The sequence below is a fragment of the Pantoea sp. UBA6567 genome, from assembly GCF_002434165.1.
In the GTDB taxonomy this organism is placed as follows: Bacteria; Pseudomonadota; Gammaproteobacteria; order Enterobacterales; family Enterobacteriaceae; genus Pantoea; species Pantoea eucrina.
The window spans coordinates 455,191-481,175 of sequence record NZ_DJJN01000006.1 but is presented as its reverse complement, the minus strand read 5'-3'; the positions used below and the strand labels follow the sequence as shown (position 1 = coordinate 481,175).

The 25,985-nt window shown below is 53.5% G+C and carries 27 protein-coding genes; 12 read left to right on the top strand and 15 right to left on the bottom strand.

Going from position 1 to position 25,985, the window contains the following annotated elements; translation table 11 throughout:
* Positions 1-163: 163 nt before the first annotated feature.
* The 10 genes from B4M48_RS08280 to otsB form a co-directional block, all read right to left on the bottom strand.
* Positions 164-1,840 carry a methyl-accepting chemotaxis protein gene (locus tag B4M48_RS08280; protein ID WP_166713830.1) on the bottom strand — a complete coding sequence of 559 codons (1,677 nt, stop codon included), beginning with the start codon at positions 1,838-1,840 and terminating at the stop codon, positions 164-166.
* Positions 1,841-2,005: 165 nt separating this feature from the next.
* Positions 2,006-3,682, bottom strand: a complete 1,677-nt coding sequence (locus B4M48_RS08275; protein WP_288656387.1) for a methyl-accepting chemotaxis protein — start codon at positions 3,680-3,682, stop codon at positions 2,006-2,008.
* Positions 3,683-3,751: 69 nt separating this feature from the next.
* Positions 3,752-4,249: a chemotaxis protein CheW gene (cheW, locus tag B4M48_RS08270; protein ID WP_039384003.1), complete on the bottom strand. Its 498-nt coding sequence runs from the start codon at positions 4,247-4,249 to the stop codon at positions 3,752-3,754.
* Positions 4,250-4,271: 22 nt separating this feature from the next.
* A complete protein-coding gene (gene cheA, locus B4M48_RS08265) occupies positions 4,272-6,248 on the bottom strand; it encodes a chemotaxis protein CheA (RefSeq protein ID WP_175540470.1) in 1,977 nt (658 codons plus the stop codon).
* Positions 6,249-6,258: 10 nt separating this feature from the next.
* A complete protein-coding gene (gene motB / locus B4M48_RS08260; protein WP_039383998.1) occupies positions 6,259-7,275 on the bottom strand; it encodes a flagellar motor protein MotB in 1,017 nt (338 codons plus the stop codon).
* Positions 7,272-8,159 carry a flagellar motor stator protein MotA gene (motA, locus tag B4M48_RS08255; RefSeq protein WP_039383995.1) on the bottom strand — a complete coding sequence of 296 codons (888 nt, stop codon included), beginning with the start codon at positions 8,157-8,159 and terminating at the stop codon, positions 7,272-7,274. Before motA ends, motB begins: the two co-directional genes overlap by 4 nt.
* Positions 8,160-8,292: 133 nt before the next feature.
* On the bottom strand, positions 8,293-8,871 hold the full coding sequence (flhC, locus tag B4M48_RS08250; RefSeq protein ID WP_071668763.1) for a flagellar transcriptional regulator FlhC: 579 nt from the start codon (positions 8,869-8,871) through the stop codon (positions 8,293-8,295).
* Positions 8,871-9,221, bottom strand: a complete 351-nt coding sequence (gene flhD, locus B4M48_RS08245) for a flagellar transcriptional regulator FlhD (RefSeq protein WP_065649518.1) — start codon at positions 9,219-9,221, stop codon at positions 8,871-8,873. Before flhD ends, flhC begins: the two co-directional genes overlap by 1 nt.
* 1,081 nt (positions 9,222-10,302) lie before the next feature.
* Positions 10,303-11,739, bottom strand: a complete 1,437-nt coding sequence (gene otsA / locus B4M48_RS08240) for an alpha,alpha-trehalose-phosphate synthase (RefSeq protein WP_039383988.1) — start codon at positions 11,737-11,739, stop codon at positions 10,303-10,305.
* Positions 11,736-12,524 (bottom strand): trehalose-phosphatase, encoded by a 789-nt coding sequence (gene otsB / locus B4M48_RS08235; RefSeq protein WP_039383986.1) that lies wholly within the window; start codon positions 12,522-12,524, stop codon positions 11,736-11,738. The genes otsA and otsB overlap by 4 nt, the downstream gene beginning before the upstream one ends.
* 530 nt (positions 12,525-13,054) lie before the next feature.
* Here otsB and B4M48_RS08230 point away from each other — a divergent pair.
* From B4M48_RS08230 to B4M48_RS08210, 5 genes are all read left to right on the top strand, one after another.
* Complete coding sequence (locus B4M48_RS08230; RefSeq protein ID WP_039383983.1) at positions 13,055-13,345, top strand: DUF2913 family protein; 291 nt, start codon at positions 13,055-13,057, stop codon at positions 13,343-13,345.
* Between the two features lie 333 nt (positions 13,346-13,678).
* The gene (locus B4M48_RS08225) at positions 13,679-14,191 is read left to right on the top strand and encodes a GNAT family N-acetyltransferase (protein WP_039383980.1); all 513 of its coding nucleotides are present in this window, start codon (positions 13,679-13,681) and stop codon (positions 14,189-14,191) included.
* Between the two features lie 341 nt (positions 14,192-14,532).
* Positions 14,533-14,712, top strand: a complete 180-nt coding sequence (locus tag B4M48_RS08220; protein WP_039383978.1) for a KGG domain-containing protein — start codon at positions 14,533-14,535, stop codon at positions 14,710-14,712.
* A gap of 178 nt (positions 14,713-14,890) precedes the next feature.
* Positions 14,891-15,088: a hypothetical protein gene (locus B4M48_RS08215; RefSeq protein WP_039383975.1), complete on the top strand. Its 198-nt coding sequence runs from the start codon at positions 14,891-14,893 to the stop codon at positions 15,086-15,088.
* A complete protein-coding gene (locus tag B4M48_RS08210; protein ID WP_039383973.1) occupies positions 15,089-15,880 on the top strand; it encodes a hypothetical protein in 792 nt (263 codons plus the stop codon).
* On the opposite strand, the gene B4M48_RS08205 is transcribed toward B4M48_RS08210, so the two are convergent.
* Entirely contained in the window at positions 15,867-18,251 is a 2,385-nt protein-coding gene (locus tag B4M48_RS08205) for a phosphoketolase family protein (protein WP_203025460.1), read from the bottom strand. The genes B4M48_RS08210 and B4M48_RS08205 overlap by 14 nt on opposite strands.
* 329 nt (positions 18,252-18,580) lie before the next feature.
* Here B4M48_RS08205 and B4M48_RS08200 point away from each other — a divergent pair, with 329 nt between their 5' ends.
* The 4 genes from B4M48_RS08200 (at position 18,581) to B4M48_RS08185 (ending at position 20,985) form a co-directional block, all read left to right on the top strand.
* Positions 18,581-18,748 (top strand): general stress protein, encoded by a 168-nt coding sequence (locus tag B4M48_RS08200; RefSeq protein WP_094111797.1) that lies wholly within the window; start codon positions 18,581-18,583, stop codon positions 18,746-18,748.
* A gap of 165 nt (positions 18,749-18,913) precedes the next feature.
* On the top strand, positions 18,914-19,387 hold the full coding sequence (locus B4M48_RS08195; RefSeq protein ID WP_039383968.1) for a ferritin-like domain-containing protein: 474 nt from the start codon (positions 18,914-18,916) through the stop codon (positions 19,385-19,387).
* Positions 19,388-19,441: 54 nt separating this feature from the next.
* Positions 19,442-20,314, top strand: a complete 873-nt coding sequence (locus B4M48_RS08190; protein WP_039383967.1) for a manganese catalase family protein — start codon at positions 19,442-19,444, stop codon at positions 20,312-20,314.
* A gap of 377 nt (positions 20,315-20,691) precedes the next feature.
* Positions 20,692-20,985 carry a hypothetical protein gene (locus tag B4M48_RS08185; protein WP_052246483.1) on the top strand — a complete coding sequence of 98 codons (294 nt, stop codon included), beginning with the start codon at positions 20,692-20,694 and terminating at the stop codon, positions 20,983-20,985.
* A 191-nt stretch (positions 20,986-21,176) separates the two neighbouring features.
* Here B4M48_RS08185 and B4M48_RS08180 read toward each other — a convergent pair whose 3' ends face one another.
* The 4 genes from B4M48_RS08180 to B4M48_RS08165 all read right to left on the bottom strand — a co-directional run bounded on the left by B4M48_RS08180 (position 21,177) and on the right by B4M48_RS08165 (position 22,695).
* Positions 21,177-21,443 carry a biofilm development regulator YmgB/AriR family protein gene (locus B4M48_RS08180; RefSeq protein ID WP_039383965.1) on the bottom strand — a complete coding sequence of 89 codons (267 nt, stop codon included), beginning with the start codon at positions 21,441-21,443 and terminating at the stop codon, positions 21,177-21,179.
* Positions 21,444-21,496: 53 nt separating this feature from the next.
* Positions 21,497-21,784, bottom strand: a complete 288-nt coding sequence (locus tag B4M48_RS08175; RefSeq protein ID WP_071668759.1) for a hypothetical protein — start codon at positions 21,782-21,784, stop codon at positions 21,497-21,499.
* A 157-nt stretch (positions 21,785-21,941) separates the two neighbouring features.
* The gene (gene ycgZ / locus B4M48_RS08170) at positions 21,942-22,187 is read right to left on the bottom strand and encodes a regulatory protein YcgZ (protein WP_039383960.1); all 246 of its coding nucleotides are present in this window, start codon (positions 22,185-22,187) and stop codon (positions 21,942-21,944) included.
* A 226-nt stretch (positions 22,188-22,413) separates the two neighbouring features.
* Positions 22,414-22,695: a hypothetical protein gene (locus B4M48_RS08165; RefSeq protein WP_094111798.1), complete on the bottom strand. Its 282-nt coding sequence runs from the start codon at positions 22,693-22,695 to the stop codon at positions 22,414-22,416.
* Between the two features lie 389 nt (positions 22,696-23,084).
* Here B4M48_RS08165 and B4M48_RS08160 point away from each other — a divergent pair, with 389 nt between their 5' ends.
* The 3 genes from B4M48_RS08160 (at position 23,085) to B4M48_RS08150 (ending at position 25,981) form a co-directional block, all read left to right on the top strand.
* Positions 23,085-23,600, top strand: coding sequence for a CinA family protein (locus tag B4M48_RS08160; RefSeq protein WP_039383954.1), 516 nt, complete (start codon positions 23,085-23,087; stop codon positions 23,598-23,600).
* 102 nt (positions 23,601-23,702) lie between these two features.
* On the top strand, positions 23,703-24,239 hold the full coding sequence (msrA, locus tag B4M48_RS08155) for a peptide-methionine (S)-S-oxide reductase MsrA (RefSeq protein WP_283341233.1): 537 nt from the start codon (positions 23,703-23,705) through the stop codon (positions 24,237-24,239).
* 116 nt (positions 24,240-24,355) lie between these two features.
* Complete coding sequence (locus tag B4M48_RS08150; RefSeq protein ID WP_039383951.1) at positions 24,356-25,981, top strand: sensor histidine kinase; 1,626 nt, start codon at positions 24,356-24,358, stop codon at positions 25,979-25,981.
* Positions 25,982-25,985: the final 4 nt, after the last annotated feature.

The window sequence follows — 25,985 nt, the reverse complement described above, 5'->3', positions numbered from 1 at the left end:
GCGTTGGGTGCAGAGGTGGCAGTAAGGCAGACCGGGCCAGGAGCGCATTAATGCGCTCCCTGCGGGATTAACGGGCTGGCATTCATGCCGGTGTCTGATTAGCCGTGAATGCGCAGTGTATAAGCATGCAGGGTCGGCATTTATGCCGACCTGGTAAAATCCCTTAAAACGTTTCCCAGTTCGTATCGCTGGCCGGGGCGGCGGTAGCGGCTTTGCGCGCCGGGCTGCGCAGCGGCTGCGGTTTTCTGCTCTCTGTCAGACGCTGAGCGGCCGGCGCTGCAGTACGCGGAATATGAAACACGGCAACCGACTGACTCAGCCTGCTCGCCTGCGCTTCCAGTGATGCGGCGGCGGCGGCGGACTCCTCGACCAGAGCGGCGTTCTGCTGCGTCACGCGATCCATCTCAGTGACCGCGTGACCCACCTGATCAATACCGCGACTCTGTTCATCTGACGCCGAGGCGATCTCGCCCATGATATCGGTGACGCGCGTGACGGCACCGACAATATCGCTCATGGTGTCACCGGCGGTACCGACCAGCTGCGAACCGGCGTTAACCCGCGTGACCGACTCTTCGATCAGCCCTTTGATCTCTTTCGCCGCCTGAGCGCTGCGCTGTGCCAGACTGCGCACCTCACCCGCCACAACAGCAAAGCCGCGGCCCTGCTCACCGGCGCGTGCCGCTTCAACAGCAGCGTTGAGCGCCAGAATATTCGTCTGGAACGCAATGCCGTCGATAACGCTGATAATATCGGCAATCTTCTTTGAACTGCCGGCAATATCACTCATGGTGCGCACAACACCTTCCACCACGTCACCGCCTTTACGGGCAGTATCAGAAGCGCTCAGCGCCAGCTGCGACGCCTGACGGGCATTTTCAGCGTTCTGTTTTACCGTAGCGGTCAGCTGTTCCATGCTGGCAGCCGTCTGTTCCAGCGAGGCCGCCTGCTCTTCGGTGCGGGCGGAAAGGTCATTGTTGCCGGCAGAGATTTCGCTGGCACCGGTGAAAATCGCATCGGAGCCGTCGCGCACATCGCTGACGGTACGCACCAGCGACTGCTGCATCTCATGCAGACTGGCCGCCAGCTGGCTCATCTCATTGCGTCCTTCCACCTGAATCGGCTGGGTCAGGTCGCCGGATGCGATATGTCGGATATGCCCCAGCAGCGCGTGCAGCGGACGGATCAGCACCACCCGCAGGCCAAACCAGCAACCTGCAATCACCGCGATCACCACGACCATCACCGCGGCCAGCAGCCACATCATGGTGGTAAAGGCGCGCTGGTTCTGGACGACGCCTTTCGCCGCGAGTTCCGCCTGGGCAGTACGCCACTCTTCATAGGTCGCTTTCATTTTGACCTGGCGCGCCTCAATATTCTGCGCAAACATACCCTGCAGATCGTTGGCTTTCAGGCGTTCGAGCATCGCTTTCAGGCCGTCGTTAAACGCGTTGTAGTCAGACTCCAGCCGTTCGGTTAAGGCTTCCGGCAGGCCCGGTGTGGAAGGAAGGTTGTAGTAACGCTGGTAGTGCTCTGCGGCCACGCTCAGCTGCTTTTCCGTCTGGGCAATCAGCGCATTGAGCTGTCCGCCGTTGGTTTGCGCTGCCATACTGCCCTGCATACGCAGCATGGCGCGGTTGAGCACGGTGCGGGTCTGATTAAGCTCAATCCACGCATCCGACATAGCGGCAACATTATTGGTAGAGGTCTGTGCGACGGCAAACGCCTCTTTATCTTTGTTCAGCGCTGACCAGAACAGGCCGCCCGAGAGCAGCTGCAGCGCGCCAAAAATCAGCAGCACGGCGATCAGACTGGTAACGACGTTGATACGTTTTAACATGGTGTCTCCAGGAAGAATTTTGACACCCTATTATCGACGCCAGCCGCAATTAATTGAGGCGGTTTACGCTTCTTTGCGCCAGTCCGGTCCTATTGAAGCTTTTGAGCCTGATTAATAACTAAAGAAACTGCCCTCCGTCACGCATGACAGAGGGCATAACGACACTCAGAAGGTTTCCCAGTGGCTCTCTGCGCCTGTGGTCGTGGCCGCACGACGCGGTGCGGCAGCAACTGCAACTGCAGGCGGGGCAATCTGCGGATGACGCACGCCAGTCACCTGCGCAGCGCCTCGCGTAATGCGGAACAGCGCCACCGACTGGCTGAGGCGGCTGGCCTGCGCCTCCAGTGAAGCAGCAGCTGAGGCCGACTCTTCAACCAGCGCCGCGTTTTGCTGGGTGACCCGATCCATTTCAGTGACCGCGTGACCCACCTGATCGATACCCCGGCTCTGCTCGTCAGACGCTGAAGCAATTTCGCCCATGATATCGGTGACGCGCGTCACCGCACTGACTATCTCACCCATGGTCTCACCGGCGCTCTCTACCAGCACGGAACCACTGTTAACGCGCCGGACTGAGTCTTCAATCAGCCCTTTGATCTCTTTGGCCGCCTGAGCGCTGCGCTGCGCCAGACTGCGTACCTCACCGGCCACAACGGCAAAGCCGCGGCCCTGCTCGCCAGCGCGGGCGGCTTCCACCGCAGCGTTAAGCGCCAGAATATTGGTCTGAAATGCAATGCCGTCAATGACGCTGATAATGTCAGCGATTTTCTTTGAACTGCCGGCAATATCTTTCATTGTCGAGACTACGCCCTCGACAACCGTGCCGCCTTTCTGCGCCGTGCCTGAAGCGGTCAGCGCCAGCTGCGACGCCTGACGGGCATTTTCAGCATTTTGCTTCACCGTTGCCGTCAGCTGCTCCATGCTGGCCGCCGTCTGCTCCAGTGATGCAGCCTGCTGCTCGGTGCGCGCCGAAAGATCGTTATTACCGGCGGAGATCTCACTCGCCCCGGTAAAGATCGCATCCGCGCCGTCGCGCACGTCGCTGACCGTGCGCGTCAGCGCCTGCTGCATCTCATGCAGGCTGGTGGCCAGCTGACTCATCTCATTGCGCCCGGTGATGGTAATCGGCTGGGTAAGATCGCCCTGCGCAATATGCCGGATATGCTGGATGCTCTGATTAAGCGGCTGGATGAGTATCCGGCGCAGCCCGAACCAGCACAGAACACCAACGGCAATCACGACGGTCATAACGGCACCAATCAGCCAGAGCATACGGGCATAAGCCGCGCTGTTTTCTTCTGCGCTAGCCTGCGTAAGACGGTTCTGGTCGGCCCGCCAGCGCGTGTAATCAGCGTAAAAGGCGCTCTGGCTGGGCGCTACCGGCGCTTTATAGGCCTGTACCATATCTTTATTTTGCAGCGCGGCCTGCATTGCAGCCAGCGCCTGACTGTAAGCGCTGTAGCTCTGCTCCAGCTGCTGATTAAGCTGTTTATCCAGCCCCGGCGTATCAGGCAGATTACGGAACAGAGTAAAGTTGTCCGCAGCTCGCTGCTGGAAATCCCGACTCTGTAAGTAAAGTTCGCTGACATCAGCCTCTTTCCCCTCCAGTTTACCGGTAGTGATGCGCAGCAGCATACGCGTCAACACCACCCGGCTCTGGTTAAGGCTCATATAAGCATCGGTGATCGCCGCAAGATTCTGCGCAGAGAGCTGTGAGGCAGAAAAACTGGTTTTGTCATGATGCAGTGCGCGGATAAACAGCGATCCGGACGTCAGCTGCAGGGCAGCAAAAAGTACCAGTACCACCAGCAGGCTGGTGACAACACGAATTCGGGTAAACATAATGGGGTCCATCGAAACAGGATAGTGGTAAAGAAAACGGGCCGCTCTGAGGCGGCCCGGCGGTAAGGTTTATACGCTGCGCAGCGTATCCATCAGCGCCATCTCTTCGCTGCTGAGCAGCTTTTCAATGTCGACCAGAATCAGCATGCGCTCGCCCAGCGCGCCGAGTCCGGTCAGATACTCGGTAGACATCGTCACGGCGAACTCCGGTGCCGGCCGGATCTGCTCATGCGTCAGTGACAGCACATCGGAAACGCCATCCACCACAATGCCGACCACGCGATGCTCCAGATTGAGCACAATCACCACGGTGTTATCGTTGTACTCGACGTCCGGCTGCGAAAACTTCACGCGCAGGTCGATAATTGGCACGATGACGCCGCGCAGGTTGGTCACCCCTTTGATAAATTCCGGCGTATTGGCGATGCGCGTGACCTGATCGTAGCCGCGGATCTCCTGTACTTTAAGAATATCGATGCCGTACTCTTCATCACCCAGGGTGAATACCAGAAACTCCTGGCCGACGGTTTCGCCAGCGATTTTGGTCACGGTTGCCATGTCAGTCATTTTTTTGCCCTTTATTTATCAGTTATGCTGCGGCACCGGCCACACGCTTTTCACGGTTCAGCGACTGCAGTGCGGAGACGTCCACAATCAGCGCTACGCTGCCATCCCCCAGAATGGTGGCAGCAGAGATACCCGGCACTTTGCGGTAGTTACTCTCCAGGTTTTTCACCACCACCTGATGCTGACCGATTAACTGATCGACCAGCAGCGCATAGCGGCGGCCCGCACTCTGCAGAATAACCACGATCCCCTGCGTCGCATCGGTTTTGGCATTCTGCACATCAAAGACGTTCCACAGCTCAACCAGCGGCAGATATTCGCCGCGCACTTCCAGCACGCGCTCTCCGCCAGCCAGCGGCTTCAGCTCTTCTGCCGTTGGCTGCAGCGACTCCATGACGGCGTTCAGCGGCAGGATAAAGACTTCATCCGCTACGCGTACCGACATGCCATCCAGGATTGCCAGCGTCAGCGGCAGCAGAATACGAATGGTTGTGCCTTTGCCCTGTTTTGACGCAATCTCGACATGGCCACCCATCTCCTGGATATTACGTTTCACCACGTCCATACCCACGCCGCGTCCGGAGACATCGGTGACCTGCTCAGCGGTAGAGAAGCCGGGAGCGAAGATCAGCATGCCGACCTCTTCATCACTCATGCTGTCGCTGACCGGCAGCCCTGAAGAGAGCGCTTTAGCCAGAATGCGCTCGCGATTCAGGCCAGCTCCGTCGTCGATCACCTCAATACAGATATTGCCGCCCTGGTGCTCAGCAGAGAGCGTCAGATTACCCGTGGCGGTTTTATTGGTTGCCAGGCGTTTTTCCGGTGTTTCGATACCGTGATCCAGACTGTTGCGCACCAGGTGAGTTAACGGATCGATAATGCGCTCAATCAGGCTCTTATCCAGCTCGGTTGAGCTGCCCAGCAGCGTCAGCTCAACTTCTTTACCGAGCTTGCTCGCGAGGTCGCGTACCAGACGCGGGAAGCGGCTGAACACATACTCCATCGGCATCATACGAATCGACATCACCGACTCCTGCAGGTCGCGCGCGTTGCGCTCCAGCTGGCCCATGCTGTTGAGAAGATCGCCATGGGCGACCGGATCCAGCGCACCGGAACGCTGCGCCAGCATCGACTGGGTAATGACCAGCTCGCCGACCAGGTTAATCAGCTGATCCACTTTCTCCACCGCCACGCGAATACTGCTGGATTCGCTCGCTTTGGCCGGCGCCGCTGCGCGCTTGCTTTCGCGTTTTACTGCCGGTGTGATATCCGTTACCGTCGCGCTCTGCGGCGGCGCGGTTACCGTTTCAGCTGCTGCTTCTGCAAGCGGGGCGGCGGCCTCTGCCTGCGGGAAGCGGATCTGCGCTTCATCGATGACAAAGCAGAGCACCGCAACGATGTCATCTTTATCCACACCTTCAATCGTGGCTTCCAGCGAATGCGTGCCTTTAACGACGTCGGTGACGCTGCCGAGGTTGCTCAGCTCCTCCAGCATCAGCTCTGGCTCTTTCTCTTTAAGATCGACCAGCTGCAGGCGCAGGCCGCGGCTGGCAGCCTTCGCCGCTGCAGGGATATCGACTACCGCAGCAGCAGGCGCTTCAGGCAGAATACCTTTCGCTTCCAGTGCCAGTTGACGCAGCGCCTCGCAGATGTAGTTAAAGCTCTCCGCATTAGGCTCCTGCGCAGTTTTATACGCATCGAGCTGTTCCTGCATAATATCTTTGGTTTCCAAAAACAGGTTGATGATGTCGGTGCTGAGCTGCATTTCGCCGCGGCGCGCACCATCCAGAATGTTCTCCAGGATATGGGTAGTCTCCTGTAAAACCGTAAAGCCAAACGTGCCCGCCCCGCCCTTGATAGAGTGAGCGGCACGAAAAATGGCATTTAACTGTTCGGCATCGGGCTCCTGGGGATCCAGTCCCAACAGGTGTTGCTCCATGTCCGCTAACAGCTCATCGGCCTCGTCAAAAAACGTCTGGTAAAAATCGCTGATGTCCATGCTCACGGGATCACCTCGGCTGTGAGGGTTGGTCTGGTGTTACCGCACCCGCAGCGGGCGCTGCGGTGACGGCGGGCGCTGCCGGAGCCGCCGAAGCGGTCGGTGCGGTCGCTGCCGACGCAGCCGGTCCGGCTGGTGCAGTGATAGTGGGAATCATATGTGCCGGATCGCTGACCTGAACGGCATCGCTTTCGGCATTCTCTTTTTCTATGGCGGCTTCAGTATCATGATTTAATACCAGCAGGCTGATACGGCGGTTGACCGCATCATCAGCGCCACGGTTTTTAAGCTTCATCGTGGCGGCCATCCCCACGACGCGCAGCATTTTGTTGCTGTCCAGCCCCCCGATAACCAGCTCCCGGCGGGACGCATTTGCCCGATCGGCGGAGAGCTCCCAGTTACTGTAGCCGCGTTCACCGCTGGCATACTGAAAGTCATCGGTGTGACCAGAGAGGCTGATTTTGTTCGGAATATCGTTCAGCAGCGGCGCAACCGCGCGCAGAATATCGCGCATATAGGGTTCAACCTCGGCGCTGCCGGTTTTAAACATCGGGCGGTTCTGGCTGTCGATAATCTGAATACGCAGCCCCTCCTCCACCATGTTAATAATCAGATGCGGCCGCAGCGCTTTCAGGCGAGGATCGGCTTCAATCAGCTGATCGAGCTTTTCGCGCAGCCGGTTAAGACGGATCTCATCCAGCTGGCGCTTTTGTGCATCCATATCCACCTGCTTTCTGACTTCGCCTTTCTGCTGGGTCGGATCGTCTCCGCCCCCCGGGATCGGGCTCTCGCTGTCGCTGCTGCGTGGTCCGCCCGTAACCGCAACTTTAAGCGGGGTTTTGAAATACTCGGCGATCTGAACCAGCTCCTGCGGATTGGCAATTGAGATCAGCCACATCACCATAAAGAACGCCATCATCGCCGTCATAAAGTCGGCATAGGCAATTTTCCATGAGCCGTGGCTGCCTTCATGCTTTTTATGTTTGCGCCGTTTAACCAGCACAATCGGGCGATTGTCGTGCTTCATGAACTCTGGTCCGAAGTCTGTTTAGCCGGGTTTTTAGCGTTGCGCACGTGCTCTTCCAGTTCAGTAAACGAAGGACGCTCTGTGGAATAAAGCGTTTTACGTCCAAACTCGACGGCGATCTGCGGGGCGTACCCGTTCAGGCTGGACAGCAGCGTAACCTTCACGCACTGCATCATCTTGGTGGTCTCGGCGCACTTCTGACGCAATACCGACGCGAGCGGTGAAATAAAGCCGTAGGCCAGCAGGATGCCGAGGAAGGTGCCCACCATGGCGTGCGCAATTAGCGCGCCCAGCTCTGCCGCCGGACGATCGGCTGACGCCAGCGCATGCACGACCCCCATTACCGCTGCAACAATGCCGAATGCCGGCAAGCCATCGCCGATGGCAGATAAACTTTGCGCTGGTACTTCGCACTCATGCTCATAGGTCTCGATCTCTTCATCCATCAGCGCTTCAATTTCAAAGGCATTCATGTTTCCGCTGACCATCAGACGCAAATAGTCGGTAATAAAATCCACTAACTGTTTATCGGTTAAAATACGCGGATAATTAGCAAAAATTTCGCTCTGCGAGGGATCTTCAATATCGCGTTCCAGCGACAGCATGCCCTGCTGACGGGATTTCGCCATCAGCCGATAAAGCAGCGCCATCAAATCCATATAGACCGCTTTATTATATTTAGAGCCGCGCATCAGCAGCGGCAGCGCCTTAAGCGTCTTCTTAATAGACTTACCGTTATTACCGACCAGAAATGCGCCGATACCTGCCCCCCCAATGATCAGCAGTTCAGATGGCTGATAAAGCGCCCCTAAATGGCCGCCGACCATCAGATAACCGCCCAGCACGGAACCAAGGACCACGATATAACCCAGAATAATCAGCACAAAAACATCCTTACGTCCGTAACGTGTTGGTGGAAGTTAAGCCAGAGGGCCGCAGGCGATATTCACAAATCGGAGGCAAAAAAAAGCAGCGGGGGTAACCCGCTGCTGGATGGCTTCCACAATGCGAACATACTTAAACGGCGCGTTTAACCTGTTCATCCAGCAGTTGTGGAAAGGTATCGGCAGTATCTGCAGAAAGTTTACGTCTTTTTACGGCACGTGAAGGCGGCTGGCACAGGCTGCAGACAAAGCTGCCCGCGGGCTGATGTGCATGATTAATAAAGCTGCCGTGACAGCTTTTGCAGTCAGAGAGTTCCAGCATCCCACTTTCAACGAATCGCACCAGGGTCCAGGCGCGCGTCAGCGCCAACAGCGGGCCCTCGTCCGATTGCGGACACTGCTCAAGGTAGAGACGGTAGGCCTGGATAACAGCCTCCACGCCGCTGCTTAAGCCGGTTTTGAGTAAAAACTGCCAGGCGTTACAGAACATCGAGGCGTGAATATTCTGTTCCCACGTCATGAACCAGTCGGTAGAGAATGGCAGCATACCTTTTGGCGGCGGCGCACCGCGCAGCTCTTTATATAATTTAATTAAGCGACCACGACTTAATTGCGTTTCACTCTCCAGCATCTGCAGACGGGCACCCAGCGTGATCAGCTCCATAGCCAGCTGAATATCACGCGCTTCCTGAACGATACTTTTATCGCTCATTATACTGCCCTCTTTTTGGTGCTGGTTTCAGTTTTTGAAACGCTGCGCAGCAGACGGCTGGATAACAGGATCCCGGTGTGAATTTGCTGCAGATCGTCGACACGTGATTCCTGCGTGAGACGATTAATTAAATTGTGATCGGTAAAGCGGAACTGACATACCAGCTGATTCGTTTCAGCCAGCTTTACCATTTCAGGTAAGGTTAACTGAGCGAGTGCATCTGCCATTGCTTCATCAATACCCAGACGAAACATAGCTGAAGGTTTTTCCTGGTTAATTAAGCGCTGCGCGAGCAGTAAATATGACAGATTGATGTCATATATATGTTTTAGTAATTCTGATGTTCCCATTTTTTCCATCCTGATAGACGCGGCATATATACGGCCACAGAATTTAATCTCTATGGTTCGGGTTGCTGGTTGGTAAATCTAAAGATGGCAAAAAATAAAATCAGGCATAAGCCAACATATATTTAATTGTTTCATTTCCTACCGGGACATTCAGTAGTAGCAGTCAAAATTCCAGGCCATTTTTTCCTGAGTCTTAACCTTCTTCCCTGATGTCTTTTTATCGTTTTTTAAGACTAATCTGAAAACAACGCAAATCTATATGGTCTCCATCCGACATACAACGTGACCGGACCGGAATTTTAGATAAAGTGTGATCTGCGTCACACTTTTAAGGCAAATTTTTTAACCGAAGCTTCAGGGATGCTTGCGTTTTGTCTGTTTTTTGCTCAATTTTCAAATTTTTCGCTAATCTTTTGCCAAAAAATTCTCATATTTCCATTTAGTCGACACAGGTCACGTTATGCCGATCCTTTTGTTGCCATGTTGCGGTTATCTCATCACAACCCACTACCCCGGACCTCTGTTGCAGCACAAAACACCAGAAACACCCTTATTTTATAAGTTTTAAATTAATCACTTACAGGGAATATTGCCAGGTGGCATCACTCCCGCATCGTAAACAGCATGTAAAACGTGATGGCGCCTGACAAATGAAGTGTCAAGACAACGTCAGCAAAGGTGAGAAAACGGGTATGGATGTAACTGGCTGTTACATTAGCAAAATGAATGGGTGGTACAGAAAACGCACTGATGTATAACTATCATCGGCATGACCAGAGAAAACTTTAGCTCTGATAACAAAACTTACAAAATCATGGCTGTTTTTGCGCCAGATCCCGCATATTGCTCGCTCATCAACCGGTTAGCGGCACGACATATGAAATCGATTTCTTCTGTATTGCCGCTTCGGTTTCATCGCTTTTTACCGGCGCGCATGCGGATAAGCCGATCGGTAACAGTGAACGGGATGACAAATATGCTTAGCCGGGTTTCTCTTTTTAATAACGCTTTTTGGCGGGCGCACGGCAATAAAAAAGGGAGTGCATTAATGCACTCCCCCATAATCGCTTTCAGCTACCGGTTATGCCAGCTTCTGAAACGTGGCAACTTTATTTGCCGTCCCGTGATCGTCGCCGCGCGCGGGCAGCGCATTGAGATCGTGCAGGAACGTTTCGCGCCAGTGTGAAATATCCTGTTTACGCAGCACCGCCATCATATCGTTATAGCGGGTAATGCGTTCCGTACGTGACATGGTGAGCGCCTTATCCAGCGCCGCAGCCACTTCGTCACGATCGTAAGGATTCACAATAAGCGCCGAGGTCAGCTCGTTCGCTGCACCGGCAAAGCGTGACAGAACCAGCACGCCCGGGTCATCCGGATCCTGTGCCGCCACATACTCTTTCGCAACCAGGTTCATCCCGTCACGCAGAGGTGTCACCAGGCCAACATCGGTGAGACGGAAAATTTTCATCAGCAGACGGCGATCAAAATGCTGGTTGAGATAGTAAAGAGGCGTCCACCCCAGCGTGCCATATTTGCCGTTGATGCGGCCCGCTTCGGTCTCCAGCTGGTGGCGGATGTCCTGATAGGCCTGCACATCGCCCCGCGAGGTCGGCGCAATCTGCGAGTAACGTATTTTCCCGCGATGCTGCGGGAAGTTTTCCAGCAGCGCTTCATAAGCCAGAAAACGCTCGGGCAGACCTTTGGAATAATCGAGGCGCTCACAGGCGATGATGTTTTTGGCATCGCCCAGTTCACGCTTCATTGCAGCCATCTTAGGTGGCAGCGGCCCTTCCGCCATCTCTTTGATCGCGTCAGGTTCAATACCAATTGGATAGACTTCGGTCATAAACGTATTGCCGTAAGCCCGATGCTTTTTCTCGCCTTTGTTTTGCAGCTGCGTCTGCTGGCTCAGGCTGTCAAGAAACGCAACCCGATCAGATTCGGTCTGGAAGCCCAGCAGATCATAATCGCTCAGCATCTCCAGCAGCTCCTGATGCGGCGGCAGCGCATTGAAGATTTCCGGCGTCGGGAAAGGAATATGTAAAAAGAAACCGATTCTGTTCGTCACGCCCAGCTTACGCAGCTCGGCTGCAAACGGCAGCAGATGATAATCATGGATCCACAGCACATCATCAGACTGAATCAGCGGTTTGAGACGATGAGCCAGCGCCGTATTGACCCGGCAGTACCCTTCCCAGGCTTCACGCTGATATTGCACCAGATCGAGCCGGTAGTGGAAAGCGGGCCAGATCACTGTGTTAGAGAACTGGCAGTAGTATTGATCATAATCGTTCTGGTTGAGCGGGAAAGAAGCATAGGTGATCCCATCGTGCTCCAGTTTTGCCAGCGGCTCTTCCTCTTCACCCGAATATTCGCTGATCTCTCCGTTCCAGCCAAACCACAAACCACCGGTATTTTTAAGCGCATCAAGAATACCTACGGCCAGGCCGCCTGCGCTGCTTTTGCTTCCGTCGGGGATAGCAATACGGTTAGATACCACGACTAAACGACTCATAACCTGAACTCCTTACCAATATTGTCATGCTCTAATTGTAATAATAGTTGCTCCAGCCACTGCCAGACAGCGTTGGTGTCCGGCAGCCGGTAGCGCGCTTCACTGGGGCCTTCGCCAACTTTGACAGAGATGCCCTGTAGCGCATTGACCGCAAGAAAGCCTTTTTCATCGGTGAGATCGTCACCCACAAACACCGGAATACGTCCTGCAAAAGGCGCTTCCTGCATAAAAGTGTTAATGGCCGCACCTTTATCGATTCCCTGAGGTTTGATTTCGACCACGCATTTGCCCGGCTGCAGCGTGAGCTCAGAGAAGCGGCTAACAATCTGTTCCGCCAGCTGCATAATTGCCTGCTCATGCTCAGGGGCGTTGCGGAAATGCAGCGCAAACGCCATGCCTTTAGCCTCCAGCACTGCCCCTGGCCACTGGCTGAATGCCTGTTCCAGCTCATCATGCAGCGCTGAGGCAACCGTATCCGGCAGTGCATGACGATGAATCTGACCGGTTGCATCGCGGCGCTCTGCGCCGTGCACGCCCGCCGCCGGCGCTTCAAGCGGCGCTGCCAGCTTATCCAGCTGGGATATTGGCCGTCCGGAGACCAGCGCCAGCGCACCGTGGCTGAGATTAGAGATCTGCTGCAGATGCTGACGAACGCGGGCGGGAATGGTGACCTGATCGGGCTGTGCTTCAATGGCTGCCAGCGTGCCGTCAACGTCAAAAAAGAAGGCGTAAAGGCCGCCGCTTAACGACGGCAGGGTATTGATCTCGCTTACCACAGATGTCACGTCTCCTCCTTTTAAGGGTAAAAATCAGGATGTTCAGAGGCGTGCTGCAGATAAAACGCTTAGGGTAAACCACTAATAAATGCGCAACCTTTCCGGGTTAACGCCATGTATAACTGCATAACCTGACGCACAATGAACATCGGCAGCAATAAGTGTAGACCTTATTACGCTTTTTGCCATAAAAGTTGCTGGCCGGAGAAAATAGCATCCGGTTTACCGCTCTGCCCTGCATTTTAATAATCAAAGAAACGACAATAAAAAAATAATAAATGTGTACGGCAGCGGTAAATATGTATGACTTTTTCCTCTGCACTAATTCAGATTATTCCTGTAGCCAGCAGCGGCGTCCTGTAAAAATTAACACAAGAATGAATCCCGGAATGAGAACCGCTTTATCCCGCATAAAGAAATTCTTAAAAAGAGCTGCGCATCCCGTTTTTTTACCGCTTCAGTTGCAGCGGAATTGACCTGAATGATGCATTTATGCACACTGACGCGGGTCAACGATATCGATGATAAAGAGCGATATAATGGTGCAAAACTACAGTCAGCGCGTCCATTTTTACTACTGCATTCTGGTTGCGCTTAAAATCCATGCTCAATCCAAAAAAAGCGCTCATCTGCGGGGGAAAAATAATTTCCTGCTGAAGTGGCTGCGTAATGCGCAGAACAATACGATTTTCCATCCGGATATTACCAGCGAAATTGAGTGGCTGCGTAGCAAGATCATCAGCGCCGGACCCGATGCCGATCTGGAGCCGATGCTGCAATACGTATATGAAACGGCGAAACGCGCGGAAAGTTTACGTTACGGCCTCTGAGGCCGCCTCCGGCCTGCGTTAAGAGAGACGCAATTTAATGAGTTTATTTGCCTGCAGAAGCTTATTCACCCGCGATAAAAACGCAGGCGAATAAAAGCGGTTTCAATATTTACGTCACTCCCTGTTTTGCGCTACCGCAGCGCTGACCAGCTACTCCTGCCAGTCATTATTTTCAGCCTGCCGTCGTGCAAAAAGTGATACCGCTTAAACCCTTATTGCGCGGTTTCAGCAGATCGCTATCACATCCCGCACGCCATTCGCGTATTATCGCCCGTCAGGAGTGTGTACCACTCTGCGTCGCACGTGGCGCAGACTTCATGGAGAATCCGCATAATGGCATTGACTATTCGCCACGCCCGGCCGGAAGACGCCGGCTTACTGCAGCAGCTGGGGCGTATGACCTACAGCGCGCACTTTAAACACCTGTGGGTCTCTGCAGATGAAATGGATGCGTTTATCAGCAAAGAGTACGGCATGGATGCGCTTGCCAGCAGCCTGACCGATGCCAGTGAAAGCTGGCTGATTGCTGAGTCAGCGCAGCCTATCGGTTTTGCCAAAGTAAAGTGGAGTGTGCCGGTGCCCGATTCCGGGATGCGGGGTGCTCAGCTTTGCAAGCTCTATCTCGATCCGCAGGAAACAGGCAAACACGTCGGAAGACGGATGTTTGAGAGCATCATTGCCAGCGCGCGCAGCCGGCAGGAAGGCTACCTGTGGCTGGAAGTGATGGACGCTAATGTCAGAGCCAGAAAATTCTATGAGGCGTTTGGCATGCAGCATATTAAAGATATTCCTTTTGTCACCGCCTCACAGCAGAGCGTGCTGCAGATTCTGGGGATGCTGATTTGATCCGCCTGCCCTGCGTATCTGACTCAGGGCGAAAAGCCTCTCTGGCTCACATATCTGATTAATTTTGCCAATTATTCCGGATAACCGCCTTAAACCGCTCCGACATCACTGGCCTGTTTAATTCGCTATGCTGCTAATTTGATGACGCTTTTTAATTCTGGCTGCAGCTTTTATATTTTGTGCGCCATAAAAAAATCTTTAAAAGTGCTTTAAAACAATTACTTAATTATATTTTCCGCTTCGCTTGCAGAGACTGCATTCACCATTATTCTTTAAAACGTACCACGCACATAACTGCAATGATTCATCATGTTATTAAACACTCTTCAAGAGGCTATATCATGACTCAGCACAGAGGCGGTTCAGGTAACTTCGCAGACGATAAGCAGAAAGCATCTGACGCGGGCAAAAAAGGTGGACAGAAAAGCGGCAGCGGAAGCGGCGGCAGCTTTAAAGATGACCCTAAAAAAGCATCTGAAGCAGGCAAAAAAGGTGGCCAGAGCAGCCGTAAAGGTTCCTGATTAGCCAGCAGCACAGGGATGTGCTGCAGTTCACCTCTTCGCTCTCTTCTCACTCTCCTCGCTTTAATCTGCCGTTACGCTTGCTGTTTCTCCTGCCGCAGACAACTCTTAAAGTCGTTTTACTTTCCCGGTTTTGCTCCAGACTTAACTTTTAATACTGAAAGGATTTACGCCCGTCATGAAACGTTTTTTATGCTCGCTGTTCAGCAGCCCTGAATCCTTACTGCAGGTCATGACACAACAGGATGTCACTGAGTCGATGGAGGATGGTGACAGAATTATAATCGATGAAGATGGCAACGCCTCGGTCAACCCGCTCAGTCCTGAAGTCCATAAAGATTTTGCTGAACACGTTTCAACTCTGAAGGAAATTTAAATGGGCACGGCGATTTTCATGGTTCTGATGGTATGCGGTTACTGGTATACCAGCCGCGATATGTCCAGCCGGCTAAAAATAAAGCGCTCATTCGGCTGGGACGTCTATTTTCTGATTGCCCTTTACGGCTGCATTTTTGTTGTACAAGGGGTGCTGGCAACGGCTATTGTCTGGCTCCTGCTGCTGGGCGCCTCGTTTGCGAATAACACGTTCGGCCTGAGTGCTGAACATCATGCTAACTGGCACGTCGATTTTATGACCTGGAGCTTTCTGGGCATCCAGGCACCGGTGGTCATTATGCTGACCTTTGCGGTGATATTTTGTGTTTACCGCTCCAACTGGGCCGGCAGCGCCCGCCTGACACCCGGCAGCCGTAAAGAGTTATATCAGCGCCTCTCGCGTTCTAACGGTATTGAACAGCTGCTGCTGCACTGCATGGAAGAGGGTGAACTGGCATGGGTTACGCTGAAGTCCCGCCGGATTTACATTGGCATGATCCACGCCGCCACGTTTGAATTTCCCGGCACGGCAAATATCGTGATGATCCCGATGCTGAGCGGCTATCGCGATGCGCGCACGCTGAATCTTGCGATTGAGCACAACTATAGCCGCTGGTATCACGAGCATGAGATCAGTTTCCTCTCCTCGCCGAAAAGCGCCCTCGATTTTCGTAAGGTGCTGATGGTTGATCAGATTGAGAGCCTCTCCCTGTTCGACCCGGCCAGCGCCTCCGCGCTGGCTCTGGGGAAAAAACGCTATCAGCGCCGCCGTATGCCGCCTAAACACCCCTGAGAGATGACGCTGAGGACGCAGCGGCCCGCCAGCGCCAGTTGCGTACCTCAGGCACATCTTCACCATACTCCCGCACCCAGGCGTGATGCGCCGCAAGACGCGCCTGCAGATCGTCCAGCAGATCCGGATGATCTTCAGCCACGCCGGGCACATGCAGCAGCGCAGCCTGCGCCAGATGATAGCGATCGAGCCGGTTCAGCACGGTCATATCAAAAGGCGTGGTGGTAGTGCCCTCTTCGTTAAATCCATGCACGTGAAAATTACGATGATTATTACGCTGATAAGTCAGACGATGGATCAGCCCCGGATAGCCGTGGAAGGCAAAGATTACCGGCTTGTCAGCGGTAAACAGGTGCTCAAACTCCGCCTCGCTTTTGCCATGCGGATGCTGCTCATCACTCTGCAGCGCCATCAGATCAACAACGTTTACTACGCGCACGCGCAGCGACGGCAGTAACTCCCGCAGCAGATCGACCGCCGCCAGCGTTTCCATAGTCGGTACATCGCCTGCACACGCCATCACCACGTCAGGTTCATCTGTGCAGCTGGCCCACTGCCAGATGCCCATGCCCGCTTCACAGTGCGCAATCGCGCTATCGATATCGAGCCACTGTGGTGAGGGCTGCTTACCCGCCACGATGACATTGATGCGATCCCAGGTACGCAGACAGTGATCGCCCGTCCAGAGCAGGCAGTTGGCATCAGGCGGCAGCCAGACGCGCACTATGTCTGCCTTTTTGTTCACAACGTGATCGAGAAAACCAGGGTCCTGATGGCTGTAGCCGTTATGATCCTGACGCCAGACGTGAGACGAAAGCAGATAATTCAGGGAAGAGACTGGCTGCCGCCACGGCAGTTTGCGCGACACTTTCAGCCATTTAGCGTGCTGGTTAAACATGGAGTCGACAATATGAATAAACGCTTCATAGCAGTTGAACAGGCCGTGACGCCCGGTAAGCAGATAGCCCTCCAGCCAGCCCTGACATTGATGCTCGCTCAGAATCTCCATCACGCGTCCGTCGCGTCCCAGCTGTTCATCCCACGGCTCCAGCGGCGCCATCCAGCTGCGGCTGGTGGCGTCAAATACCGGCGACAACCGGTTTGAAGCGGTCTCATCCGGACCAAAAAGACGGAAATTATCGCTATTGAGGCGAAAAATTTCGCGCAGATAGAGGCCAAACTGATGCGTCGCTTCGCCCTGCTCTGCGCCCGGTGCGCTGAGCCCGAGCGCAAACTGCCGGATATCAGGCGTGGCAAGCGGCCGCCGCAGCCGCCCGCCGTTGGCGTAAGGGGTCGCACTCATCCGTTTATCACCCGCCGGAGCCAGCGCCCGTAGTTCAGCGTTTAAACGTCCACTGGCGTCAAACAGCGTTTCAGGCTGATAACTGCGCAGCCACGCTTCGAGGATCTGCCTGTGCGCCTCATCCTCGCGGCATCCGGCGACCGGCACCTGATGCGCGCGCCAGAATCCTTCGACCCTTTTGCCATCAACCTCTTTGGGTCCTGTCCAGCCTTTTGGCGTGCGCAGCACGATCATCGGCCAGCGCGGTATCTCTTCACTATGGGTGCCACTGCGCGCCCGCTGCTGGATGGATGCGATAGTATCAAAAGCGCGATCCAGCGTAATGGCCATCTCCTGATGCATGCGCTGTGGATCATCGCCACAGACAAAGAGCGGCTCATAGCCATACCCGCTGAAGAGCTGCTGCAAATCTTCGTCGCTGGTGCGCCCCAGCAGCGTCGGATTAGCGATCTTGTAGCCATTGAGGTGAAGAACAGGCAATACGGCCCCGTCACGCTGCGGATTAAGAAAATGGATCCCGTGCCAGCTGGCGGCCAGCGGACCGGTCTCTGCTTCACCGTCACCAATAACGCAAGGCACAATTAAATCCGGATGATCGAATGCGGCGCCAAAAGCGTGCGAGAGCGAATAGCCCAGCTCTCCCCCTTCATTGATTGAGCCTGGCGTTTCAGGCGCCGCATGGCTCGGAATGCCGCCGGGAAAAGAGAACTGTTTGAACAGACGCTGCATACCCTGCTCATCTTCACTGACCTGCGGGTAGATTTCACTGTAGGTTCCCTCCAGCCAGCTATTGGCCACCATACCGGGGCCGCCATGCCCGGGGCCGCAGACGTAAAGCAGGTCAGCGTTGCGCTGGCGAATAACGCGGTTGAGGTGGGCATAGATAAAGTTGAGTCCGGGCGTGGTCCCCCAGTGTCCCAGCAATCTTGGTTTAATGTGCTCAGGCAGCAACGTTTCACGCAGCAGCGGATTCGCCATCAGGTAGATTTGGCCCACAGACAGATAGTTCGCGGCTCGCCAGTAGCGATCAAGCAGTTCCAGTTCAGCCGTGGTCACAGAGTCGGTCATCACCTCTTCTCCTCGTTACAGGGTAATAACTAACCTTAATCGAGAAAACAACATGCTGCGAATCAGCCCGCCGACAATATTCATCTGATGCTTCAATAAATTAATTGTTAACCGAAGCGCATAATTATATTTAAGCGATGCGGTAATTGTCGCTGCGCTTAAATATAATAAAGACTACAAAATCAGACTCTGCAGATAATTCTTATAAGCACATAATCAAACCGTCCCGCTTGCAGATTAAAGAAACGCGATTACTATTAAATACGCAGCTCGCACATGATTGGTCATTCAGATCATGTCATTATCAACTCATGAAGAGGAAATATATTATGACTCAACATCGAGGCGGTTCAGGTAATTTCGCAGACGACAAACAGCGGGCATCTGAAGCGGGTAAAAAAGGCGGACAGCATAGCGGCGGAAGTTTCGGCAACGACCGTGAAAAGGCGTCTGACGCTGGCAAGAAAGGGAGTCAGAGCGGCAATCGCGGCGCCTGACAGCTTATTTCAGGGATGAACTCTGCGGCGCAGTGATTGCGCGTTTAATGACTATTCCGCATCAGAGAACGCTAACCTCTGCTGTCTGAAATCTCATATTAATGAATAAACTGCATACGTCATTCGACGTCTGCTTTGCTGTTTATTACTGCATGGAGAACGCTTATGAAAGTTGAATCTTTGCTCGACCTTTTTATTCACGATCTTTCAGATGTTTATAGTGCAGAAAAACAGATTACCCGCGCGCTGCCCAAAATGGCGCGTGCAGCTTCTGATGAAACGCTTAAAGCAGCTTTTAAACAACATCTGGAAGAGACTCAGGGACAAATTGATCGTCTTGATCAGGCAGTGGAAGCGCACGAAGAATTACGCATTAAACGCATGAAGTGCCATGCGCTGGAAGGTCTGGTAGAGGAAGCGCAGGAGCTGATTGACGCGACCGAAGCGGGCCCGGTGCGTGATGCTGGCCTGATAGGCGCGGCGCAGAAAGTTGAACACTACGAAATTGCCACCTACGGCACGCTGGTGGCCATGGCCAAAAAGCTGGGCCTCGATCAGGCCGCCAGTCTGCTGGCAGAAACGCTGGCTGAAGAAAAATCTACCGATGAAAAACTCACAACCATTGCGGAACAGCAGTAACGCATTATTACAAAGGCCAGCCTATCGGCCTGACTGTTAACACTGAGGTGAGCCATGTTTCGACACGTTAAAAAATTGCAGTACACCGTCAGGGTAAGTGAACCGAATCCCGGACTGGCCAATCTGCTTCTGGAGCAGTTTGGCGGCCCGCAGGGCGAACTGGCAGCTGCCATGCGCTATTTTACTCAGGGTCTGGGAGATGACGATCTCGGACGCCGTGACATGCTGATGGACATTGCGACCGAAGAGCTGAGCCATCTTGAAATTATCGGTTCGCTGGTAGGTATGCTTAATAAAGGGGCCAAAGGCAAGCTGGCTGAAGGCACGGAAGCGGAGGGCGAACTTTATCGCTCTATTACCGGTGCGGGTAATGACAGTCATCTTACCTCTATTCTCTATGGTGGCGGCCCGCCACTGACAAACTCAGGTGGCGTGCCATGGACCGCAGCGTATATCGATACTATTGGCGAAGTGACGGCGGATTTGCGCTCCAATATCGCCGCGGAGTCACGCGCTAAGATTATTTATGAACGCCTGATTAATGTGACTGATGACGTCGGCGTAAAAGATGCACTGGGCTTTCTGATGACGCGTGAAGCCGCCCACCAGCTCTCTTTTGAAAAGGCGCTCTACTCTATCCGCAATAACTTTCCGCCGGGTAAACTGCCGCCAATCGAAGAGTATGCGCATACTTATTTCAGTATGTCTGACGGGGATGATGTACGCGGCAGCTGGAATTCAGATGAGAACTTCAACTATGTCGCCGATCCTCAGCCTGCCGTAGATGGCGGCGATGGTCACGCCTCAGTGGTGCTCTCTGCGGATGAAGCGGCAGCGCTGAAGGCTATGGCCACCAGAACCGCCTCGAATCCTGATGTTAATCCGGAAACCGGTGCTGAACTGGGTAGTGAAAAGCCACAGACGTAACCCGTAAGGAGAGACCAATGCATCATAAACCTCTACAGCGTGCTCACGCAGGTTATCAGCCTGGTAAAGATGAGCCTGAACTGCCTGATGATGATGCGGGCAGTGCGCCAGAATCGGGTGATAAGCAGCCTGAATAGACGCCCCTCCTTCTGACCGCCTTCGGGCGGTTTTTTCATCTTAAAAGCAATTTTTTTAACGGCGTAAGCCAGCCTCAGGCGCAAAAATAATAAGCGAGACGGTAAAAGCGCGTTAATTAACGCAGCAAACTCAGCACGTTAAAATTTTTATTTTTTTATTCTGGCGTTTTTCTGATTCTGGTCTATGTTCCTTTAGTCACGTTAGTACCAATAATCACTATAAGAAGTTAAGGAACTTTTATGGATTTCGCTCGATTTAAAACACGGTTACAGCAATGGGAGCATTTGCACTTTACCAGCGTAGAATTACAGCAGCGCGATGGCCGCTTTGAAATCTACGCTACTGCAGCAGAGCATCAGACGCTCAGCCAGCTCTTTATCTGCAATGTCAGCAATGAATCTGCCGCGCAGGAAGAGATAAAACAGCTGCAAAGCTGGCTGCAAAAAATTAAGTCCGGCAGAAGTAAGCGTCTGAATGCGCGCCCGGTTCGTCAGGTCACGGTAAATGTTCCTGGAGTGAGCCTGAGCCGTTAAGCAACCGAATAGCTATTTCAGCGTTAATCAGGCAGATGTACAACTTTAAACTGAATGACGTTAATTAAGCGCGCTGCTTTTAATTAACTGTACAACTCAGCTAAAAGTGTACAGAAAAGAAAGAAACGCATGAGCAGGATTGAAAGGAAAATGGGAGAAGCTCTTCACGGATGGAAGAGCAGAAAGCGTGGTCAGGCATCGTCTGGCGTATAGCCAACAACAATTTCCAGTGTGCGACGCAGAACGTCAGCTTCAGCGCTGCCACTGGCCGATTCCAGCGCCATAATCAGGTAAAGAATAATCGACTTATTAGTCACTCGTCCCTCAGTAGCAAGGATGCTGCGTATTACCCCATCCAGCACCTGTGACTCATCGCTTAACGCATGGCCGGCATCGCGAAAATGCGCAGCCAGCTCATTATCAGGCAGCACATTGTATAAGTTTTGAAAATCTGCCATTTTCCGTCTCAAACTGTTAAAGATAAGGCCGCAGTATACCTTATCGGGCTGGATTAATGTTTACGGCTATTGCCGGATGACTGGTCATTGCCAAACAGGGGATGAACGTTATCTTTTTCCGGTTCGTTTCGTTGTTGCTGACCAAAAGAAATGCTGGTCCGGACCTCTTTCAGGGCCATGCTGATTGCGGTGCGATACTCTTCATCGGTGGCCTGCATCTGCATATTCTGCAGCTCTGCCATCAGCGCGTGGGTATTAACAGGCCCGGAGCGCTGAAGCAGCGTCAGGGCAGCTTCACCGATGATTTCGTCTATACTCTTCTGGTGTTTGCTCATCTTCATAGTGAATCTCTGTTTGCCGCCACTTCAAGATGAAGTACGACAGTAAAACAGCGCCACGCAGTGCGTGGCGCGATACAGCTGGTCACAGGTTATACATGAGGTTGTGCACTCTTCCCTGTTTACTTAGTCTGAATATAACCCGGTCGTAAATCTGGTATTAGCTTTCCCGCTCAAACAGCAAGCCGATAAGCTGATGATAATGCTGCTCTTCTTCTGCTTCTGTTGCCAGTTCAAGGCGACGTAACAGCTTAGTGCAAATGGATTTGCGATTCAGGTTGCGGCCTTCACGCAGAATCTCCACGACAATCTGTCCCAGCGTTTCCTGCTGAGACGGCAGCGATGCTTTACTAAAGTAGTTGGCAATCGCCTCAACTGAGTTCGGAGCATATCCGTTCTGGCGCATAAGTGACTCCCGTAAAATGTTAAAATTAACAATAAAAAAGTGGAAATCTAACCTGTTGTACAGGATTTCCAAAAAACTTGTACAGAGAATAATGAATGGTGAGGTAAGTTTTTTTTGCAAAAAGTGCTATCAGATGAGGATTGAGACAAATTTACGCACATTTTCAGACGGGAGATCAGCGGGAAGTGCGCTCATCGCCGCCACAGGCTGACGATGAGCAGGGAGCTTAATGGCGGCGTGCACCGTTACCGGTGCCGGCAACGGTAACGCTATCCGATCGCTCTGACAGCGCTTTTAACGGCGAATCAGAACGACGGTCGGCCTGCTCTGTAGAGCGATAGTCCAGCAGCCACTGCTGCGCCTCATGGATCTGGCTGTCGCGCACCGCATCTGTTTCGCGGCAAGCCATCTGATGCAGTTCAGCCGTGAGGGATGCCAGAGTCACATCTGCACGGCGCATCATTAACGCCCAGGCGGCTTCCCCAATAACCGGATACTCATTTTTCATACTTTACCTCCTGAGAATGTGAGCTTGCGCCAGGTTCTCAGGTTTCAGTATAGACCACTACTGGCAAATGTCGTCCGTTATAGCTACACGCCCGGCGGCATTGCGCCATACGATATTTATCCCTTTGCCAGATCTGTTATTTATCGCCCTGCCCTAGCCCCGCTACGCTTATATTTTCATGCAGAATCCGTAATTACCATACGACAGAACCCCTGCCTGATTAATAATCAACCCCTTCGGATTGACCCGCCCCGCTTAATATATTCTTCTGCTGAGTTCATATTAACCAGATAAAACGGACTCACCATCTATAATAATTATCATCCGGCAACGTTTATTTAATCGAAGCGTGGCTGGCTGACATTTAAATAATAAATCGGGATGCATATATGAATCGGGAATTAATCGAAACGGCAACTATTCTGGGCGATCTTCTGCTTGAAAGAAAACTGACTGTCACCACCGCAGAATCCTGTACTTCAGGCTGGGTCGGCTCTACCCTCGCGGCCGTCGGCCAGAGCAGCCAGTTTTACAGCAGCGGCTTTATTACTTATACCGATCAGGCGAAACATCGGGTGCTGAACGTAAGTGAAGAGACGCTGGCACGTGACAGCGCCGTCAGCGAAGCCGCCGTGCGTGAAATGGCCGCAGGCGCAAAAGCGCTTTCCGGCGACGATAGCAGCATTGCAGTGAGCGGTTATGCCGGACCAGATGGCGGCGAGGATGGTACACCAGCCGGCACCGTCTGGTTTGCCTGGGGCCTGCCTGATGGCACTATTCAGACCTGTTGTCAGCGTTTTTCCGGCGAAAGCGAAGAGGTCGTCCGGCAGGCAACAAAATATAGTCTTGAGCAGCTGACGGCACGACTCCAGGCTCTGCTCAGCCAGTCCGCCCCGGACAGCTGAGTACGTTTTACCTGAACAGCCTGTGCGGTCTGCGATTATCGGGTTGAATTCCGCTCCGTTCACCCGCACTCTTAAGCTTTCGACCTGACAGGAGTAAATGTAATGGCAACCGAATATGCGATCGTTGCGGGCGGCTGTTTCTGGTGTACCGAAGCCGTTTTTAAAGATGTAATTGGTGTTGAATCGGTTGAAAGCGGCTATACCGGCGGGGAGCGCCCTGATCCGACTTATGAGCAGGTATGCAGCGGGGCAACCGGTCATGCTGAAGCTATCCGTATCGGGTTTGATCCGGCGCAGATAAGCTACGGCGATCTGCTGGATATCAGTTTTGCCACGCACGATCCTACCCAGCTTAATCGTCAGGGAAATGATATCGGAACGCAGTACCGCTCAGCGATTTTCCCTGCTAATGCTGAACAGGAAGCAGAAGCGATTGCAGCCATTGCGCGCGCGCAGGAAGATCATGATGTGCCGGTGGTGACAACCGTAGAACCGCTCAAAGCCTGGTATCCGGCGGAAGCCTACCATCAGGACTACTGGGAAGGTGCGGGTCAGCGCAACGGCTACTGCATGGCAGTCATCCCGCCTAAACTGCAGAAGCTGCGTAAAAGCTTCGCCAGTCGTGTGAAAACCGCTTAAGTTCTGCATACCGTCTTATCTGCAGGCCATTATTCAGAGTGGCCTGTTATATTTTCCGCAACCGCGCCGCCATTATCCGTCATAATAGGCCCCTTTTCCGCTAAGTGAACGCCACCATGACGCCTTCAGTCCCTGCTACGCCGATGCGCCGGCGGACAATGAAACTTAATACGCTGGTCACGCTGATGCTGAGCGCCGTGATTGTCCTGGTGCTGTGTACCGTGCATATGTTCTATTTCTTTCAGATTGGTGCCTCTACCCGGTCACAGCTGGAAGATAAAGCGATGGCCGTCGCGCGTACGCTGGCCACATCGCCAGATGTTCAGCGAGCGCTGCTGCTCTCCCCCGCTGAAGCTCATCTGCAGCCGGTCGCAAAAGCGGTTGAGACCAGCAATAATCTGCTGTTTATCACGATCACTAATATGGCGGGCATACGCTACTCCCATCGTAATCCGGAACTGGTTGGTCAGCATTTCATCGGCAACGATATTCAGCCTGCGCTGCGCGGTCAGGAAAATGTCTCTGTTAATCAGGGCTCCCTGGTTCGGGCACTGCGTGTTTTTACCCCGGTGTTCAATGCCCAGCATCAGCAGATTGGGGTGGTGGCTATCGGTATCTCACTGGATGCCGTCACCGATCAGATTAACCAGAGCCGCTGGATCATCCTCTGGACTATTCTGATCGGCGCGCTGGCGGGCGCGCTGGGTACGCTGATCCTGGTGCGCGTGCTGAAACGTATTCTGTTCGGGCTGGAACCTTATGAGATTTCTACCCTGTTTGAGCAGCGTCAGGCCATTCTCAATTCCGTCAAAGAGGGCGTGGTGGCGATGGACGATCGGCATGAAGTGACGCTGATCAATCAGGCTGCCTGCCATCTGCTGAGCGACGCAGCACAGACGCAGCGCGCGCCTGATGAAAGCTGGCGCGCTGACACCACCGCCGTCGAACCGCAGCTGCGCAGCGTGCTGCAGAGCGGACGGGCGCGGCGCGATGAGGAGATTAACGTGAATGGCCGACTGCTGCTGACCAATACCGTTCCGGTACGCACGGCGGAGCGGATTATTGGCGCGGTCTGTACGTTCAGGGATAAAACTGAGATCAGCCAGCTGATGCAGCGCTTAAGCGGCATGGTAAACTATGTCGACGCCCTGCGTGAACGCTCGCACGAGTTTATGAACAAGCTGCATGTGATCCTCGGCCTGCTGCATATGAAAAACTATGCGCAGGTTGAAGCGTATATCCTGAAAACCGCCAATAACTATCAGACAGAGATCGGCTTTTTGCTGGATAAGATTAAATCCCCGGTGATTGCGGGGATCCTGTTAAGTAAAATCAATCGCGCCTCAGACTGCGGGCACCGGCTCACTATCAGCGACGCCAGCTACCTGCCAGACAGCGGCAGCGAAGCGCAGATGGCGGCGCTGATTACCGTAACCGGCAATCTGGTCGAGAACGCGCTTGATGCGCTGCGCGAGCAGACCGAAGGAGAGATCCACCTGATGCTCCATTATCAAAACGGCTGGCTGACTTGCGAGGTGAGCGACGACGGTCCGGGCATTGATGCTGCGCATCTGGCGACCATTTTTGACAAAGGTTTCTCCACCAAAGGTGAGAACCGCGGAGTCGGATTGTTTCTGCTTAAGCAGCAGGTGGAAAGCCTTGGCGGCAGCGTCAGCGCAGAGTCTGAGCCCGGCGTATTCACGCAATTTTTAGTCCAGCTACCCTGGGATAAAGGAAATTAAACCG

What these genes read in the sequence shown, in the direction of transcription:
- B4M48_RS08190 (WP_039383967.1), top strand. Translation starts at nt 19,442, where the DNA reads ATGTTTCGACACGTTAAAAAATTGCAGTACACCGTCAGGGTAAGTGAA.
- B4M48_RS08185 (WP_052246483.1), top strand. Translation starts at nt 20,692, where the DNA reads ATGGATTTCGCTCGATTTAAAACACGGTTACAGCAATGGGAGCATTTG.
- B4M48_RS08220 (WP_039383978.1), top strand. Translation starts at nt 14,533, where the DNA reads ATGACTCAGCACAGAGGCGGTTCAGGTAACTTCGCAGACGATAAGCAG.
- B4M48_RS08175 (WP_071668759.1), bottom strand. Translation starts at nt 21,784, where the DNA reads ATGAAGATGAGCAAACACCAGAAGAGTATAGACGAAATCATCGGTGAA.
- cheA (WP_175540470.1), bottom strand. Translation starts at nt 6,248, where the DNA reads ATGGACATCAGCGATTTTTACCAGACGTTTTTTGACGAGGCCGATGAG.
- B4M48_RS08195 (WP_039383968.1), top strand. Translation starts at nt 18,914, where the DNA reads ATGAAAGTTGAATCTTTGCTCGACCTTTTTATTCACGATCTTTCAGAT.
- B4M48_RS08215 (WP_039383975.1), top strand. Translation starts at nt 14,891, where the DNA reads ATGAAACGTTTTTTATGCTCGCTGTTCAGCAGCCCTGAATCCTTACTG.
- B4M48_RS08160 (WP_039383954.1), top strand. Translation starts at nt 23,085, where the DNA reads ATGAATCGGGAATTAATCGAAACGGCAACTATTCTGGGCGATCTTCTG.
- B4M48_RS08165 (WP_094111798.1), bottom strand. Translation starts at nt 22,695, where the DNA reads ATGAAAAATGAGTATCCGGTTATTGGGGAAGCCGCCTGGGCGTTAATG.
- B4M48_RS08275 (WP_288656387.1), bottom strand. Translation starts at nt 3,682, where the DNA reads ATGTTTACCCGAATTCGTGTTGTCACCAGCCTGCTGGTGGTACTGGTA.
- msrA (WP_283341233.1), top strand. Translation starts at nt 23,703, where the DNA reads ATGGCAACCGAATATGCGATCGTTGCGGGCGGCTGTTTCTGGTGTACC.
- B4M48_RS08205 (WP_203025460.1), bottom strand. Translation starts at nt 18,251, where the DNA reads ATGACCGACTCTGTGACCACGGCTGAACTGGAACTGCTTGATCGCTAC.
- B4M48_RS08230 (WP_039383983.1), top strand. Translation starts at nt 13,055, where the DNA reads ATGGTGCAAAACTACAGTCAGCGCGTCCATTTTTACTACTGCATTCTG.
- B4M48_RS08280 (WP_166713830.1), bottom strand. Translation starts at nt 1,840, where the DNA reads ATGTTAAAACGTATCAACGTCGTTACCAGTCTGATCGCCGTGCTGCTG.
- B4M48_RS08150 (WP_039383951.1), top strand. Translation starts at nt 24,356, where the DNA reads ATGACGCCTTCAGTCCCTGCTACGCCGATGCGCCGGCGGACAATGAAA.
- B4M48_RS08180 (WP_039383965.1), bottom strand. Translation starts at nt 21,443, where the DNA reads ATGGCAGATTTTCAAAACTTATACAATGTGCTGCCTGATAATGAGCTG.
- motB (WP_039383998.1), bottom strand. Translation starts at nt 7,275, where the DNA reads ATGAAGCACGACAATCGCCCGATTGTGCTGGTTAAACGGCGCAAACAT.
- cheW (WP_039384003.1), bottom strand. Translation starts at nt 4,249, where the DNA reads ATGACTGACATGGCAACCGTGACCAAAATCGCTGGCGAAACCGTCGGC.
- flhC (WP_071668763.1), bottom strand. Translation starts at nt 8,871, where the DNA reads ATGAGCGATAAAAGTATCGTTCAGGAAGCGCGTGATATTCAGCTGGCT.
- B4M48_RS08225 (WP_039383980.1), top strand. Translation starts at nt 13,679, where the DNA reads ATGGCATTGACTATTCGCCACGCCCGGCCGGAAGACGCCGGCTTACTG.
- flhD (WP_065649518.1), bottom strand. Translation starts at nt 9,221, where the DNA reads ATGGGAACATCAGAATTACTAAAACATATATATGACATCAATCTGTCA.
- ycgZ (WP_039383960.1), bottom strand. Translation starts at nt 22,187, where the DNA reads ATGCGCCAGAACGGATATGCTCCGAACTCAGTTGAGGCGATTGCCAAC.
- otsA (WP_039383988.1), bottom strand. Translation starts at nt 11,739, where the DNA reads ATGAGTCGTTTAGTCGTGGTATCTAACCGTATTGCTATCCCCGACGGA.
- B4M48_RS08210 (WP_039383973.1), top strand. Translation starts at nt 15,089, where the DNA reads ATGGGCACGGCGATTTTCATGGTTCTGATGGTATGCGGTTACTGGTAT.
- B4M48_RS08200 (WP_094111797.1), top strand. Translation starts at nt 18,581, where the DNA reads ATGACTCAACATCGAGGCGGTTCAGGTAATTTCGCAGACGACAAACAG.